General features: G+C 44.6%; 16 protein-coding genes. All 16 read right to left on the bottom strand.

Annotated features, from left to right (window positions below; translation table 11 throughout):
- Positions 1 to 264: 264 nt before the first annotated feature.
- Entirely contained in the window at positions 265 to 1,185 is a 921-nt protein-coding gene (gene spoIIQ / locus ACQ4XT_RS07800) for a stage II sporulation protein SpoIIQ (RefSeq protein ID WP_446853179.1), read from the bottom strand.
- Positions 1,186 to 2,038: 853 nt separating this feature from the next.
- Entirely contained in the window at positions 2,039 to 3,064 is a 1,026-nt protein-coding gene (gene spoIID / locus ACQ4XT_RS07795; protein ID WP_446853178.1) for a stage II sporulation protein D, read from the bottom strand.
- A gap of 127 nt (positions 3,065 to 3,191) precedes the next feature.
- Positions 3,192 to 4,502, bottom strand: coding sequence for a UDP-N-acetylglucosamine 1-carboxyvinyltransferase (gene murA / locus ACQ4XT_RS07790; RefSeq protein ID WP_446853177.1), 1,311 nt, complete (start codon positions 4,500 to 4,502; stop codon positions 3,192 to 3,194).
- Positions 4,503 to 4,536: 34 nt separating this feature from the next.
- The gene (locus tag ACQ4XT_RS07785) at positions 4,537 to 5,244 is read right to left on the bottom strand and encodes a YwmB family TATA-box binding protein (RefSeq protein WP_446853176.1); all 708 of its coding nucleotides are present in this window, start codon (positions 5,242 to 5,244) and stop codon (positions 4,537 to 4,539) included.
- Positions 5,245 to 5,346: 102 nt separating this feature from the next.
- On the bottom strand, positions 5,347 to 5,580 hold the full coding sequence (locus ACQ4XT_RS07780) for a DUF1146 family protein (protein ID WP_220584468.1): 234 nt from the start codon (positions 5,578 to 5,580) through the stop codon (positions 5,347 to 5,349).
- Between the two features lie 204 nt (positions 5,581 to 5,784).
- Positions 5,785 to 6,189 (bottom strand): F0F1 ATP synthase subunit epsilon, encoded by a 405-nt coding sequence (locus tag ACQ4XT_RS07775; protein WP_146817591.1) that lies wholly within the window; start codon positions 6,187 to 6,189, stop codon positions 5,785 to 5,787.
- A gap of 72 nt (positions 6,190 to 6,261) precedes the next feature.
- Positions 6,262 to 7,671, bottom strand: coding sequence for a F0F1 ATP synthase subunit beta (gene atpD / locus ACQ4XT_RS07770; protein ID WP_089652058.1), 1,410 nt, complete (start codon positions 7,669 to 7,671; stop codon positions 6,262 to 6,264).
- Positions 7,672 to 7,712: 41 nt separating this feature from the next.
- A complete protein-coding gene (locus tag ACQ4XT_RS07765; protein ID WP_446853175.1) occupies positions 7,713 to 8,576 on the bottom strand; it encodes a F0F1 ATP synthase subunit gamma in 864 nt (287 codons plus the stop codon).
- Between the two features lie 33 nt (positions 8,577 to 8,609).
- On the bottom strand, positions 8,610 to 10,118 hold the full coding sequence (gene atpA / locus ACQ4XT_RS07760) for a F0F1 ATP synthase subunit alpha (RefSeq protein ID WP_160910923.1): 1,509 nt from the start codon (positions 10,116 to 10,118) through the stop codon (positions 8,610 to 8,612).
- 15 nt (positions 10,119 to 10,133) lie between these two features.
- Entirely contained in the window at positions 10,134 to 10,682 is a 549-nt protein-coding gene (locus ACQ4XT_RS07755; RefSeq protein WP_446853174.1) for a F0F1 ATP synthase subunit delta, read from the bottom strand.
- The gene (gene atpF / locus ACQ4XT_RS07750; RefSeq protein ID WP_089652062.1) at positions 10,679 to 11,200 is read right to left on the bottom strand and encodes a F0F1 ATP synthase subunit B; all 522 of its coding nucleotides are present in this window, start codon (positions 11,198 to 11,200) and stop codon (positions 10,679 to 10,681) included. The genes ACQ4XT_RS07755 and atpF overlap by 4 nt, the downstream gene beginning before the upstream one ends.
- A 233-nt stretch (positions 11,201 to 11,433) precedes the next feature.
- Complete coding sequence (gene atpE / locus ACQ4XT_RS07745) at positions 11,434 to 11,646, bottom strand: F0F1 ATP synthase subunit C (protein WP_014644824.1); 213 nt, start codon at positions 11,644 to 11,646, stop codon at positions 11,434 to 11,436.
- Between the two features lie 50 nt (positions 11,647 to 11,696).
- A complete protein-coding gene (gene atpB / locus ACQ4XT_RS07740) occupies positions 11,697 to 12,419 on the bottom strand; it encodes a F0F1 ATP synthase subunit A (protein WP_160910918.1) in 723 nt (240 codons plus the stop codon).
- Between the two features lie 24 nt (positions 12,420 to 12,443).
- Positions 12,444 to 12,812 (bottom strand): ATP synthase subunit I, encoded by a 369-nt coding sequence (locus tag ACQ4XT_RS07735; protein ID WP_160910917.1) that lies wholly within the window; start codon positions 12,810 to 12,812, stop codon positions 12,444 to 12,446.
- A gap of 1 nt (position 12,813) precedes the next feature.
- Positions 12,814 to 13,032, bottom strand: a complete 219-nt coding sequence (locus ACQ4XT_RS07730; protein ID WP_446853173.1) for an AtpZ/AtpI family protein — start codon at positions 13,030 to 13,032, stop codon at positions 12,814 to 12,816.
- Between the two features lie 293 nt (positions 13,033 to 13,325).
- Positions 13,326 to 15,485 carry a S8 family serine peptidase gene (locus tag ACQ4XT_RS07725; protein ID WP_446853172.1) on the bottom strand — a complete coding sequence of 720 codons (2,160 nt, stop codon included), beginning with the start codon at positions 15,483 to 15,485 and terminating at the stop codon, positions 13,326 to 13,328.
- Between the last annotated feature and the right edge of the window lie 390 nt (positions 15,486 to 15,875).

Below are 15,875 nucleotides of genomic sequence, written 5' to 3'. Positions count from 1 at the left end.
TACTCTGGAAGTTAAATCATGCTGGATCACCCTGGATGTTACCGAGTGCTCGGTTATCCTCATTGTATTAATAAAAGTTCTAAGATATGCCAGATGATGCAAGGGCTGAGGTGATTTCTTGTAAATTCATGCTTCCTGCACACTATTTAAAACCATTTCTTCATCTTATGTATCACAAAGGGCTTCATATATACTTAAACGCATTGCTCAATCAAACTGATACCGCGCTGTAAATAAAAAAAATGAGGGCAGAACCCTCATTTTTTAAGTCTGTGTGGTAGAGATGGAAGAGGCACTATCTTCATCTGGTGTTTGCTCTTCATCTTCAGAACCAGCTGGATCTTCATCCGTATTCAATTCTTCGTCCGTAGACTGCTCTGCATCGTCAGAAGACTGCTCTGTACCTTCAGAAGGCTCTTCGCCATCTTCTTGTGGCTCTTCAGCCGGAGCTTCTTCTTCTTTCTTAACTTCTTCTCCGGCATTTTCAATGATCTTACTCATTGGCTGACCGAAAAACTCTTCAGGGTTTACAGGCTGGCCGTCACTGCGTACTTCAAAGTGTACGTGGACTCCACTCGCTTGACCGAAGGAGTTCTTACCTGCAGAACCAAGAACTTCACCTTGTGCTACATCAGATCCTGCTAATACATCGACATCTTCTAAACTAGCATACACAGTTGAGATGTTCTCATCGTGTGTGATTTCAATAACATTGCCGTATAGCGGATCTTCTTTAACTTCTGTAACTGTTCCTGATAGAGCTGCTGTCACTTCAAAAGCTTCTCCATCTTCTCTAGTAATGTCTACGCCTTCACTTTGGTAATACTTATTGTTGTATAGGACCAGTGCACTTTCTTGATCTTGCTCGGAAGCGTCGTAATCATAGAATTTAGTGACAATGGATGCTGCCTTTTCGTCAGCTACAGGCATTTCCAGGTTTTCCTGATGTTCCATGACTGGTACAGTATCTTTCTCATTATCTGCCGTCAAAAACTCATCTTGGACTTTGGAATCTGGTTGCTCTGCGATTTGGTCTTCCAAATCACTAGCTCCCTGCTGATACCAGAACACTCCGACAAGCACCAATGCAGCCACTGACAAATACAATGCTGGGTACAACCACTTCTTGCGCATCAAGCGTTTGAACTTTAATTTAGTCACGCTTTTCTTACCTTCTTCTTTCATGTTCATCACCTCAAAAACCATTCTGAACACTTATTTGGGATTATATACATTCGCAGGAAAAAATTTATAAATCATAGAGTATTTGTACAAGAATCGCTCCCGTTTGTTTATTACTCAGTTTCGAAACTTTTTTTGAGTGGATGGGGGCTGCGGGGAATAACTCGCTTTCCGCGGGAGCGCGGTGACCTCCTCGGACTGCGTCCTGTGGGGTCTCACCATGCACTTTCTTCCTCTTCGATATCCGGTTCCGGCGCCTAGCGGCTAGTGAGACTTCCCTCGCTTCTGTACGATAAGTCAACATCGAATCACTCCGTTCTTCGTGTTTCCTTTATCTCCGCCAGCTCAGTCCAGTCCATACGCCGCTGATCGAGGCGCCTGCACACTTAAGTTAGGAGTCTCGCCATCCCCCTCCGCCCCTTTACCATATAATATTCTCGAAACCACTTCTGGGATAAGCTACTCTCATTCACTTTGTAATTAAAAGGAAATCAACTCCCAATGAAGCCATTCTGTATGTGGAAAGCTTATTATAGAGCGTTTTATGCTTACAAACACCAGGATAGTGAAAAGCATACTCTCCCACAGTGAAGGGGTTCGTTTCTCCTTCTGATAGGGGTGGTTGGGAAGCTGCGAGACTCCCGTGGGAGAAAGGAGATAGGCGAGATCCCGCAGGACGAAGTCCGAGGAAGCTCGGCACTCCCCCACAGGAAAGCGAGTAGCTTCCCAGCCACCCCTGGCGCTCAACCTGGACAACGAACCCGGTAAGTCTCGAAATCATGTTTTCCACAATCCTGCCATATTGTTGAAGACAATAAGTTTGAACAAAGAAAAAAGAGCTGCTTTGGGCAGCTCTTTAGTTTACTGGGTCTTCTTTTTCAATGGTTAACGAAGCCGTTTGTGTGCTTAGTGGAGCGATTTCTGTATCTTGGTAATAGTGATGGATGATTTCCTTGTAATCCTTGCCTGATTTCGCCATGCCATTGGCACCGTACTGGCTCATTCCAACACCGTGGCCATAGCCTTTCGTTGTGAAGATGACATGTTCCCCTTTTCGCTTGATGCTGAAGTCACTGGATGGGAGTCCGATCTTTTCACGGATTTCTCTTCCGGAAAACGTATGGTCGCCAAAGTGGACTTCATCTACACGGTTTCCTTCTGTCTTCGTCATCGTTGTCTGCTCTATTCCTGCCCCTATGCTTACACCTAAGGTCTGTTCAAGCTCTGCAACTGTGATGATTTTTTGATCAGCGAATTTCGGTGATTCCTGATCCCATGGACTTTCCACACTTTGAAGGTAGGGGATGTCATGCTCCCAATAATCTCCTGCATTTTCAGTGTAGCCATTGCTCGTTGAAAAGAAAGCTGCCGTGATAGGCTGTTGATCGTACGTAATAATTTCTCCTTTGGTTGCGTGGACAGCTTCTGTGATTTTTTTCATGTTCTCTTCATAATTGTCTTTCCATTGGCTTCGCAATTGATCTTCATCTTTATAAACTTGGTGGCTGACCGTATCGGTAACATCTGCTTCTGAAGACACTTTCTCACCCTGGACCAAGTGACGGGTAATATAAGTCCTTGCAGCAAGGGCTTGAGCTTTCAGTGCTTCCATTTCGAAGTTTACGGGCATTTCAGAAGCTACGACTCGAGCAACATAACTTTCCAAGGGAACTTCTTCGATCTCTTTTGTCGTGCTGCGTAATACTTTGACCGCAAACGGAGAGTCCTCCACGCTCGCTACTTCTTCTGTTTGCGGAGTTTCCTTCACTTCTTCTGTACCCCCGGAATTCGTAAATGGGACGACGATCATCGTTGGTAGGATAAGTATTATTGTGAATAAACCACATACAGCAAGTATTCCGACTCCATTGTTTTTTTTCATCCGCATCCTCCTGGTTACATAGTAAATCCCTCTACTAAAAATGTATCCAGAAATAGAAGATGATAGAACTAAAAAAGCTTACCTATTTCAAAAATATTGAAACAGGCAAGCCATAAAGATGTATATATTATAATGTCGATACTGATTCGCTTGGTTCGTGATCTTCTGAATAAACTTCTTCTTCTCTGACACGCTCAATATCAGCGCCGAGTGTAGCTAATTTCTCAGCAAAATCCACATATCCGCGATCCAAATGCTTAAGTTCTGTTACCCTTGTATATCCATCGGCAACTAAACCGGCCAGGATCAAAGCTGCTCCGGCTCTTAGATCGGTTGCAGCGACTTCTGCGCCTTGTAAGGAAGATGGTCCTTCTACGATGACACTGCGGCCCTCGATTTTCAAATTCGCGTTCATACGACGGAATTCTTCGACATGCATGAAGCGATTTTCAAAAACCGTTTCTGTAATGACGCTCGTGCCTGCTGCATTCAACATCAGAGCCATCATTTGAGATTGCATATCTGTCGGGAAGCCAGGGTGTGGCATTGTTTTGATATCTGTTGCTTGTAAAATATCAGGTCCGATTACACGCAGGCCACTTTCTTCTTCTTGAATGATTACGCCCATTTCTTCCATTTTGGATACAAGGGGACGTAAATGTTCGTGCATCGCACCTTGTACAAGAACATTCCCTCCCGTAATCGCTGCAGCTACCATGAATGTACCTGCTTCAATACGGTCCGGGATAATGGTATGAGTCGTACCAACAAGTTTCTCTACACCCTCGATGCGGATGGTTTCTGTTCCTGCACCGACGATGTCTGCGCCCATTTTATTCAAATAGTTCGCCAGGTCGACGATTTCCGGTTCTTTCGCACAATTTTCAAGAATCGTCCTTCCCTCTGCAAGAGCTGCAGCCATCATGACGTTTTCTGTGGCACCAACACTAGGTACGTCGAAGTAAATTTTCGCACCTTTTAAGCGGCCGTTTACTTCAGCTTCCACATAACCGTTTCCAACAGTTACTTCAGCTCCCATTGCCTCGAAGCCTTTTAAGTGTTGATCAATTGGCCGTGAACCAATAGCACATCCTCCTGGCATAGCAACCTTAGCATGGCCATACCGGGCCAAAAGTGGTCCCAATACAAGAACAGAGGCGCGCATTTTTCTTACATATTCTATTGGTGCTTCTGTTTCCAATTCATTAGAAGCATCTACCGTGACTGTGTTCCCCACCATATTTACATCTGCATTCATATGTCGGATCACTTCATTGATCGTATATACATCAGCTAAAGCGGGTACTTCGTGCAGTACGCTTTTTCCTTCACTTGCAATAATACTTGCTGCGATGACAGGCAGTACGGCATTCTTGGCACCTTCTGCTTTAACGGTACCATTCAGCTGCCTCCCACCACGGACGATGATTTTTTCCAAGGTTCATTCTCCTCCGCGTCCATATTCACTATTATTAATATTCAGCAGTTATTATGGGTGTGCCAATCGTGATGTTTGTCTCCCCGCCCAAAGTTCGGGTTGCGAATTGAACGTTCATCATTCGATCCCCAGCATCAATGGCCTGATCCCACTTTTGGGTGTATCCGGTCCTGCTCGTCCAACCGTTTTCGTCGATTTCATCTATTGTTGCTATGTCGAAAGCTTGTTTGAATTTTTTATACACTAAAACATCATCAATAATACCACTAAATTTGGTCTTAATACAAGAGAAATTAGTGACATTTTTTGAGAAAAATCGACGAGATAACTCATTCATGTTCGTTTGATTGATGTTTGTTAATGAAGGTGTTCCCTGTCCTTCTGTGGTATAAACCACTTCCACATCGCTCCAAGAATTTTTTGGAACAATCATACTAAAAGTTTCGATGATTTGTCCGTTTTTATGACTGTTTTTGACGGTGTACTTTACGGCATTCATCGTAATTTCTTCCGTAACGACAGGATCGGACCAGAACTCTGTAACATCCTTTTTCATTCCGTCTGCCTTTTTTCTAGACACCTTTTCTTTCATCGTTATCGTCCAGCCACTTACTTCAAGCTGCTTATCCGCAGCAAATGACGAAAACTCCAAGAGAGTTCTTTGAGCGCCTGTCATTTCCTGTGGATAAGCACCTGTTCCTATAATAAATAGAGCAATTATTCCAGCCAAAACACTTTTCATTTTGAATGCCTCCCCAAGCATTTTCTTACTATAAGTTTGACCTGAGAAGAGAACATTCATACGATACATTTCCTAACAACTTTAGACATTTGTCTATCGTCATTAAAATAAGTATATAAGGCTGTTTGACCACTTAATAAAATCAAGAAAGAAGTTGCTTACGGTTGTACCTAGAGCGATGGTTATGATGATGAGTAAAGCTCTTGCCTCAAAGACTTTATTTTTCCTGAAGAATGCATCAAAATTAATCGACTGCAAAACCCTCCATGTAATGATGATGAAAATCAAATGCGAGGTCATGCTTAGGATCGCTTCTTCTGCAAAGTATTGTTCCATAGGTGCTGCTCCTTCCCTAAGGAATGTCGATATCTCCCGCCTCTTCATCAATTGTTCAAGATAAACTGACAAAAGAGGGAATATTCCACTCCATTTCCCGGGCAATAATAGACATTTCACATCTTTTTGACGGGACTATCTAAAATTCGCCGGCGAAAAAAGATGTATTTTTCACAAAAAAACTGCTCTCGTAAAGAAAGCAGTTTAGAAGTTGTTCTCATAAACATTCAAGCGATTCAAGGCACGCTTGAGTGCCATTTCAGCCCGTTGGAAATCAATGTCGGCTTGTTTGTCCTGAAGGCGACGTTCGGCACGTTCTTTGGCCATACGGGCACGATCGATATCAATATCCGCTGGTTTTTCAGCAGATTGAGCAAGAATCGTGACTTTATCTGGACGAACTTCCAAGAAACCGCCACTCACCGCGATACGATCTGATCTGCCTTCCCCTTTTAGACGAACAGCGCTGATCGTCAAAGGCGCGACCATCGGAATGTGACCTGGAAGAATTCCAAGTTCACCGCTTTCCGCCTTACAGCTGACCATTTCAAATGCATCTTCCAACACCGGGCCATCAGGAGTGACTACACTCACCGTCAGTGTGCTCATTCGTATTCCTCCTTGGCTGATCATGAAGAGGAAGAGGAACTTTACTCAAGCCCCTCTATCCACCAGACCTGTTTATTGCATTTGTTTTGATTTTTCAACGACCTCTTCGATTCGTCCCACTAGACGGAACGCATCTTCCGGAATATCGTCGTATTTGCCGTCAAGGATTTCCTTGAAGCCTTTAACTGTTTCTGAAACAGGCACATAAGAACCAGGCTGGCCTGTGAACTGTTCAGCAACGTGGAAGTTCTGAGAAAGGAAGAATTGTACACGACGTGCACGGGAAACCGTCAATTTATCCTCATCAGAAAGCTCATCCATACCTAGGATTGCAATGATATCCTGAAGTTCTTTATAACGCTGAAGCGTACGCTGAACTTCGCGGGCAATTTCATAGTGCTCATCGCCGACGATTTCAGGATCCAGAGCACGAGATGTGGAAGCAAGCGGGTCCACGGCAGGATAGATCCCTTGTTCAGATAGCTTACGCTCAAGGTTTGTCGTTGCATCCAAGTGGGCGAAGGTCGTCGCAGGCGCTGGGTCCGTGTAGTCATCGGCAGGGACATAAATCGCCTGGATGGATGTAACGGATCCTTTGTCTGTCGATGTGATTCGTTCCTGAAGCTGCCCCATCTCTGTAGCAAGCGTCGGCTGATAACCAACGGCTGATGGCATACGTCCAAGCAGGGCAGAAACTTCAAGACCACCTTGAGTGAAACGGAAAATGTTATCGATAAAGAATAGAACATCCTGTCCTTCTTCATCACGGAAGTATTCGGCCATCGTTAGTCCAGATAGGGCCACACGCATACGTGCACCAGGTGGCTCGTTCATCTGTCCGAATACCATGGCTGTCTTCTTGATAACTCCGGAGTCAGTCATTTCATAGTAAAGGTCGTTTCCTTCACGTGTACGTTCACCAACACCTGCGAATACGGAAATACCGCCGTGCTCTTGTGCGATGTTGTTGATCAATTCCTGGATCAGAACGGTTTTACCTACACCGGCACCACCGAACAAACCGATCTTACCACCTTTTACATAAGGGGCCAGAAGGTCTACTACTTTAATTCCTGTTTCAAGAATTTCAGTTTCTGTAGCCAGGTTTTCAAATTTAGGAGCTTCGCGGTGAATTGGGTCACGACGGACATCACCAAGTGGCTCATCAAGGTCGATCGTGTCGCCTTCTACGTTAAATACACGTCCAAGAGTTACTTCACCTACAGGTACAGAAATCGGCTTACCTGTATCCGTAACTGTCGTACCACGCATGACACCATCCGTAGATGACATGGCAACGGTACGAACGGTATTGTCACCCAGGTGAAGGGCAACTTCCAATGTAAGATCGACGCTCTTTTCGTTTTCGTTTTTCGCTTCGTAACTTACGTGTAATGCGTTATTAAGATCAGGGAGATGTCCATCATCGAACGTTACGTCAACAACGGGTCCCATGATTTGGGTCACGCGTCCATTACTCATCGATTTCCCTCCTAACTTACTGTTCAAAAATCCGAGAGATCCTATTCGAGGGCAGCTGCACCGCCGACAATTTCAGTGATCTCCTGGGTAATAGCAGCTTGACGGGCACGGTTGTAAGAAAGAGTAAGATCTCCGATCAAATCATCAGCATTATCTGTCGCACTCTTCATTGCCGTCATACGCGCTGCATGCTCACTGGCCTTACTGTCGAGTAAAGCACCATAAATCAAGCTCTCAGCGTATTGAGGAAGCAAGACTTCCAAAATCTCTTCTTGGTTCGGCTCATACTCATACGAACTTTGGTTTGCTTTACCCTCTTTATTCAAGTCTGTCAGTGGAAGGATTTTCTTCTCCGTCACTTCCTGAGTGATGGCACTGACATAATGGTTGTAATAGATAAACAGCTGATCGATTCTTTCATCTGTGTACAGCTGTACGGTATCTGAAGCAATATCTTTGATATCAGTGAAATCTGGTTGATCAGATATTCCGGTGATATCCATATCGACAGGCATGTTCCGCTTACGGAAAAAGTCACGCCCGATACGTCCAATTGTAATCAGGGTATATTCATCCGCTGACGTATGATTGCTTCGGATTTGCTGGTACACCTTACGAAGAATGCTGCTGTTGAATGCTCCAGCAAGTCCACGATCGGAAGTGATGACGAGATACCCTGTCTTTTTGACATCACGGGCCTCAAGCATCGGGTGACTTGCATCTCCGCCACCTTGGGCGATGCTTGCCACAACTTCCTGGATTTTCTCACTATAAGGAACAAACTTCTTCGCATTCTGCTCGGCACGGTTCAGCTTGGAGGCCGATACCATCTCCATCGCTTTCGTGATTTGCTTCGTCTTTTTCGTTGACGTAATCCGACCTTTAATATCTCTAAGGGATGCCACGCTGTTTCACCACCCTTTCTAGCTATGATTCATTTATTCAGAAACGACAAACGTTTTCTTGAATTCTTTCACAGCACCACTCATATCTTCATCTTCTGCAAGCTTGCCTGTCTCACGGATTTGAGTCAGAAGCTCTTTACGGTTGTTATCCAACCAGTTATGGAACTCAGATTCGAAGCGAGTGATATCTTCGACTGGAATTTCATCTAAGAATCCTTTTGTCAGTGCGTAAATGATCATGACTTGCTTTTCGACGGCTAGTGGTTGGTGAAGACCTTGTTTCAAGACTTCAACCGTACGAGCACCGCGGTTCAATTTGGCCTGAGTGGATTTATCCAGATCAGAACCGAACTGAGCGAATGCTTCCAATTCACGATAAGAAGCCAAGTCAAGTCTCAGCGTACCGGCAACCTTCTTCATCGCTTTGATTTGTGCGGAACCACCAACACGAGATACAGAAAGACCTGCGTTGATCGCGGGACGTACACCAGAGAAGAATAAATCAGACTGCAGGAATATCTGACCATCGGTAATGGAAATTACGTTTGTCGGAATATATGCAGAGATATCTCCTGCTTGAGTTTCTACGAAAGGAAGAGCAGTCAAAGAACCGCCGCCTTTAGCATCACTAAGCTTCGCTGCACGCTCTAGCAAACGAGAGTGTAGGTAGAATACGTCTCCCGGGAAGGCTTCACGGCCTGGAGGACGACGTAGTAGTAGAGAAAGTTCACGGTAGGCAGCCGCCTGTTTGGAAAGGTCATCATAAACGACCAAAACGTGCTTGCCGTTGTACATGAAGTCTTCACCCATAGATACACCTGCATATGGTGCAAGGTATAATAATGGAGCAGGCTGAGAAGCACTTGCCGTTACTACGATCGTGTAATCCAGCGCACCATGGCGACGTAAAGTTTCTACTGTTCCACGGACGGTTGATTCTTTTTGACCGATCGCTACATAAATACAAACCATATCCTGATCGTGCTGGTTAATAATCGCATCAATGGCAACCGATGTTTTACCTGTCTGACGGTCACCGATGATCAATTCACGTTGTCCACGTCCGATTGGTACTAAAGCATCGATGGCTTTGATACCCGTTTGAAGTGGCTCATCAACGGATTTACGATCCATAACCCCTGGTGCCGGAGATTCGATCGGGCGTGTTTTCGTCGTTTCAATCGGTCCGCGTCCATCGACCGGTTGTCCGAGAGGGTTTACGACACGACCAAGCATTTCTTCCCCGACGGGTACTTGCATGATTCGTCCTGTACGACGTACTTCGTCGCCTTCTTTAATATCTGTATATGGTCCTAGAATGACAAGACCAACGTTACTTTCTTCCAAGTTTTGTGCCAATCCCATGACACCATTAGAGAATTCAACGAGCTCACCAGCCATGACATTATCAAGACCATGAGCACGGGCAATACCGTCACCAACTTCGATTACGGTTCCCACATCATTGACTTCTATATCTGATTCATAGTTTTCAATTTGCTGCTTAATCAGCGCACTGATTTCTTCAGCTTTGATGCTCATGCCATTTCACCCCTATCATCTATTGTTCGCAGAAACTAACTTGCGCTCTATGCGGCGAAGTTTTCCACTGACAGAACCATCAAATATGCGATTACCGACTCTCAGGCGAATGCCGCCGAGGATGGAAGGGTCAACGATATTCGTAAGGTTCAAGGATTGTTTACCTACTTTCGGTGCAAATGTTTCTGAAATGCGCTGTTTTTCAGCTTCAGAAAGTTCCCTTACAGAGTAAACATCCGCATCTGCAATGCCTTTTGAATCGTTCATCATTTCGATATAAAATCCAATCATATCAACAATGATTTCCTCACGATGCCTTTCCACCAACAGCTTTAAAGTGTTGACAATTTCAGTAGAAAAAGACTGAAAAGAACTGCCAACAAACTTTTTCTTCTGTTCCATGGAGAACCGTGGGTGGTTCAGGAATGAGATGATTTCCTTATTGCCGCGAAAAACATCACGTATAGTTACCAATTCGGATTCAAATTGTTCTAGTTTCGACTGTTCTTTTCCAAATTGAAAAAGTGCGTCTGCATAGCGTTTGGCAATGATAGATTGACTCATCGCTCTTCGCCTGCCTCATCGATATATTGGTTGATCAGCGCCTCTTGATCTTTTTGTGAAAGTTCTTTCTCAATGACTTTCGATGCAATCATGACAGACATGGTTGCCACTTGATCTTTAAGGGCCTGGACAGCTTTTTCTTTCTCCTGCTCGATTTCTTGACGAGCAGATTCCTTGATGCGTTCAGCCTCAGCACGTGCTGACTCAAGAATATCTCTTTCTTGCTGGCCTGCTGTTTTACGAGCATCCTCAATAATATTCTGTGCATCCTGGCGTGTCGCTTTCAACTCTTCTGAAGCTTCACGCTGCATGCGCTGTGCTTCTTCACGACTCTTTTCGGCCGTGTTGATTTCATTTGCTACATAATCTTCACGTTCTTTCATCATGTTCATCAATGGTCCCCATGCGAACTTACCTAAAAGAGCAAGTAGACCAAGGAAGAAAACAAGCTGAATGATCATGTCACCTATGTTAAGCCCTCCAGCTCCGAGGACCAGACTCTCTGTGAATCCTTGCACAGTTTTCACTCCTCTCCACACCATCTCGTAACAGGTTTACACTTTAATAAATTCCGCAGCCCTTTCATTGGTGCTAGGGCTAGACAAGCGAAAAACCCGGCTTCCGCTGTAAACACAGCTTCCGTCGAAGTTTTCTTACCGTGACTTTCGGGTATAAAGTTTTCGTAAGGTATAAAGGAAAGGCGAAGATCGATGGAGTTGAACTTCGCCATAAGCGTATATGCTCGTCCTTATTATTGACCCATTACGATGAATGCAATAACAACGCCGATGATAGGAATCGCCTCTACTAGGGCAACACCGATGAACATTGTTGTTTGAAGTGCACTGCGCAATTCTGGTTGACGCGCAATCCCTTCTACTGTACGACTAACAATCAAACCGTTACCAATACCAGCACCTAGTGCCGCTAAACCTACTGCAATTGCAGCTGCTAAAAGACCCATAATGAAAATCCTCCTCAATATTTTTAAAAAAGTTAATATAATGCTTTATATTAATGGTCTTCGCTCACCTTGTGAGACAAGTAAACCATCGTTAACATAACGAAAATAAACGCCTGGATGAAACCAATGAAAGTACTAAAGCCCATCCATGCAATCATCGGAACGGTCGCTCCGATAAATCCTCCTACGCCAGTCGCTGCAAGTCCAACGAGCAAGCTTAATAGGATTTCACCAGCATAAATGTTCCCGTAAAGACGCAGACCAAGAGTCAACGTATTTGAGAACTCTTCAATAATCTTGAATGGTAGCAAGAATGGCAATGGACGTACAAATCCTTTTGCATATTCTCTACCGCCCCGCAGTTTCACTCCATAATAATGAGACAAGACGACGACAAGTGTCGCGAGTGTCAAAGTGATTCCCGGATCAGCTGTCGGTGATTTCCACCATAGTGTGTGTCCAACCACACCGTTGGTGACAACCCCGAGCATGTTCGCTACGAAAATGTAGGCGAATAATGTCAGTCCCAGCGGTAAAAAGAGCCTACCTGTTCTCCAATCCATGTTGGAACCGATAATTCCTTTAATGAAATCGATCAGCCATTCCATGAAATTTTGAAAACCTGTCGGATATCGCTGCATGTTTCTTGTCGCCGCTACGCCGAGGATGAATACGATCAATGACGCGACAAACATCATCAATACGTTTGACAAGTTGAAATCCAACCAAGAGAGTCCAAACGCATCCTCCCACATCGGTGCTTCGTGATTCAAACTGTTCACCTACCTTCCATCATGCTAAACTGTTGATTTATTGAACAGATAATCTATTAAAATGACAATATAGGCTGCCATTAAGCCCAATACTACTGCAATCAAATGGAAATATTCTTCAAACTGAAGGGCAATGACTACGGCTAATGCGCCGGAAGCCAATCGCGTAAACGTACCAATTCCTCTTACGGAGCGGTTATCTGCGGAAGCTTCGCCAAGCTTGCGGATCTTTCTTTGCATGAGCCAGAGGTTGTAGAAGCTCAATGCACTTCCTAACAGAAGTCCGAGGAAAATCGGTTGCCAAGGGGTGATGCCCCAACCAAGTACAAATAATGCCAGAAGATAGAACATCCATTTTCGCTGACGGGTCATCATCTGTTGATATCCTTGCATGTCAATCGTCTCCCGTGTACTTCCGTACTAAATGAATGGTCCCATATGTACCTGTACCTAACCCGAGGAGTAAACCTATGATTAAGAAAATGGGTTCCGTGGAATAGTGACCATCGATCCATTTCCCGAGGAAAACGCCGGCTAAAGGGCCGCCTGCGAGTTGGGATGTGATCATGCTGGTTAAAGCCATTGCTTTGAAGGGTGGTTCGGTTTGTTTCATCCGCTCTTCCTCCACAATTTTCTAGTGGCTGAAAACCTTGTATGTCACCTATGAAAACCTTATCATTCCACACTATGTAAGAATACAATAGGGGTGGTTTGATGTCAATGAGTTTGTGAGTAAAAGTACAAATGACAGACAAAATTCGATCACATTTTCGTCACATTTACGTCGAATTTACACACCATTCAAATATCTGGAACACAATCCAAAAATTATATAATGGGACCATCCTTTTTATATGACTTCTCCCCCTCAATATAAAACGCTGCGCAAATAAGCGCAGCGTTTTTTTACCGGTTTCCTTCTATATAAATAGGGAATGGGTAGATCGACTCTTTTTCATCTGTAACAGCGGTTATGATGGCAAGATAACTTCCCTCTAAGTTCAGGTCATCTATATCCACTTCACCTTCAATCAATCCTGATTGCAAATCTTTCACATCTAATAGAGTACCCGCGGTTAACATCGTACCTGCCCGGTATAGATCCACTCTTAATTCGTTCACATCTTCAGCTAAGTGAAAGCGATAGCCGGCCACCCGATCGTTTTGCCAGGACGCCTCCAGTTCAAACCCAGATACAATCTCATAACTAGATGTTTCTTTCACATACACATAAGGAATGGTATAAACTTTTTCGCCTTCTTTGACTTTAAAAAAACCTTCATGAACCCCATCCTCTAAAAAAGCTGCAGATACACGAAGTTCAACAGACAGTTTCTCCGTTTGGCCGGAATCTATTTTTACAGACATCGGCATCGTCCACGAAACTCCGGGTTCCATTTTTGGCTTTTCAATCGAAATGCTAACAGGTTCGTCTTTTAAGTTCTTTACGGTCAGAGGCAATTGTTTGCGATAAATCCGGTCTTCAATTTTACCGAAAGACATTGAGCTTTGTTCAATGAGCAGTTCGGGGTCCAGTGCTTCGTTAAGATCTACATTTCCAGCGCCTTGCTCAGTAGGTGGAAAAGGCTGCTTACCTGCACGCATTAAGTCCGCTGTACTTGTCAGCGCTTGCTTCACTTCCTCAGGAGTCCAATTTGGATGCGCCTCTTTAATCAATGCTGCCATACCAGCCACATGAGGGGCGGCCATACTCGTGCCTTGCAGCGATTGATACCCTCCTGGCACTGTACTGTAGATATCCACCCCAGGTGCCAGAATATCCGGTTTGATCTCCCAATTTGTTGTGACTGGCCCTCTCGAGCTAAAGGGAGCAACCTGGTCACCTAAAGAAACATTCATTGTTTCGACCCATTGATTTTGTTGTATGACATTTTCTTTCAACCAGTTTCCTGCTTCATTTGATAAAGAAGCTACAGGAATTGGCAGCTTCACACCATCCAACCCTCCTTGGAAATTCCCTTCTTCGTTATTGAAGATGAGTACAGCAACCGCACCTTTTTGGTAGGCCTTTAAAGCTTTATGACTAAAAGGAATCCCACCTCTTTCAAAAAGGACGATTTTCCCACGTACATCCCCAAACTCTGCTTCCCCCGTCCCTGAATAAGTGAGGGGATACTTTTTCGCTAATTTCCAGGGAACGGATCCAGACATTGTTTGAATGGCTATCATTTCCCTTTCCCCCGGGACCTTCAGAACAGGAGCCTTCATAGATAATGCCGAAGCACCAACCGTGATGGCGTCTGAAGAAGTAGCCGGTGATCCAATCGTCCAGCCATTTGGCCCTGAATTGCCTGCTGCTACAACAACAACCGTGCCTAATTCTACAGCTTTATTGACCGCATGGGTTGTTGGCCAGTCTGGACCATTCACGTCATTCCCCAAAGATAGATTGATGACATCCATTCCGTCTTTGACAGCTTCTTCTATTGCTGCTATCACTTGTACAGACGAACCTACCCCTCCAGGTCCTAAAGCCCGGTATGCATAAAGATCAGCATCTGGAGCCATTCCTTTCATTTCCCCATTAGCCCCTACAACTCCCGCAACGTGTGTGCCATGAATTGTCGCGCCCTCGCCCTCTGTTTCCATAGGATCATCGTCAAAATCAACGGTGTCATAGCCACCTTTGAAATTCTCTTTTAGATCTGGGTGGTTGTAGTCAATCCCTGTATCTATAATTCCGACCTTAACACCCTTGCCTGTTTGCGGATGGCGCATTTGATTTCTAATGAATTCAGTAGAAAAAGACAGCTCTTCCTCCGTATCTAATGCCTCATAGGTGTGAACGGGATGTTGGTTTTTTACCGATTTCATCCTGGCCACTTTTTCCAGTTCTCCTGCCGTCCCTTTAATCGCTACTCCATAAAAAATCGTATCGTAACTCGTCACCACTTCAAGCCTTGGAAGTCTTCTTTCAAGTTCTTTTAAGAATTTGTCGGGTGATTCGTCTAATTCGACAATGATGGTTACTTCATCGTTCGGGTCAGGAGCACTGAATCCGGTCAATATAAATAGGCAGGTGAAAAAGATAATCCCATATCGCATAAGCATGTGCTCCTTTTTTCCATAGCATTTGTTATAGCTGAACGTTTATGCGAAAGCGTTTAAGGATTTTAAACAAAATGGCAGGATTGTGGAAGACTCGATTTCGAGATGTTTGTGTAGATTTAGGGGCTACGGGAAAAGGTTCGCTTTCCGTGGGCGAGTGATGAGCCTCCTCGAGCTAACGCTCTGCGGGGTCTCATCTACCACGCACTTCCCACAGGAGTCTCACCGTTTCCCTCCGCCCCTTTGCCATATGAGGTTCTCGAAATCCCTCTTATATTACCTTGCCTAAAACTGCTATAAATCCTGTAAACCGCGTTGATATAGGATTCTCAACCATAAAAGCTCCTATTGCTGGAAGGTAGTTTCGAGAATTTATTCCAGCAAGTG

The organism is Halobacillus sp. 12SKB, from assembly GCF_052941655.1.
This window is presented reverse-complemented; position numbering and strand designations above follow the sequence as displayed.

Excerpts from the sequence above, each read along its gene's own strand:
- spoIIQ (WP_446853179.1), bottom strand. The coding sequence starts at position 1,185 with ATGAAAGAAGAAGGTAAGAAAAGCGTGACTAAATTAAAGTTCAAACGC.
- spoIID (WP_446853178.1), bottom strand. The coding sequence starts at position 3,064 with ATGAAAAAAAACAATGGAGTCGGAATACTTGCTGTATGTGGTTTATTC.
- ACQ4XT_RS07785 (WP_446853176.1), bottom strand. The coding sequence starts at position 5,244 with ATGAAAAGTGTTTTGGCTGGAATAATTGCTCTATTTATTATAGGAACA.
- ACQ4XT_RS07780 (WP_220584468.1), bottom strand. The coding sequence starts at position 5,580 with ATGGAACAATACTTTGCAGAAGAAGCGATCCTAAGCATGACCTCGCAT.
- ACQ4XT_RS07775 (WP_146817591.1), bottom strand. The coding sequence starts at position 6,189 with ATGAGCACACTGACGGTGAGTGTAGTCACTCCTGATGGCCCGGTGTTG.
- atpD (WP_089652058.1), bottom strand. The coding sequence starts at position 7,671 with ATGAGTAATGGACGCGTGACCCAAATCATGGGACCCGTTGTTGACGTA.
- atpA (WP_160910923.1), bottom strand. The coding sequence starts at position 10,118 with ATGAGCATCAAAGCTGAAGAAATCAGTGCGCTGATTAAGCAGCAAATT.
- ACQ4XT_RS07755 (WP_446853174.1), bottom strand. The coding sequence starts at position 10,682 with ATGAGTCAATCTATCATTGCCAAACGCTATGCAGACGCACTTTTTCAA.
- atpE (WP_014644824.1), bottom strand. The coding sequence starts at position 11,646 with ATGGGTCTTTTAGCAGCTGCAATTGCAGTAGGTTTAGCGGCACTAGGT.
- ACQ4XT_RS07735 (WP_160910917.1), bottom strand. The coding sequence starts at position 12,812 with ATGCAAGGATATCAACAGATGATGACCCGTCAGCGAAAATGGATGTTC.
- ACQ4XT_RS07730 (WP_446853173.1), bottom strand. The coding sequence starts at position 13,032 with ATGAAACAAACCGAACCACCCTTCAAAGCAATGGCTTTAACCAGCATG.
- ACQ4XT_RS07725 (WP_446853172.1), bottom strand. The coding sequence starts at position 15,485 with ATGCGATATGGGATTATCTTTTTCACCTGCCTATTTATATTGACCGGA.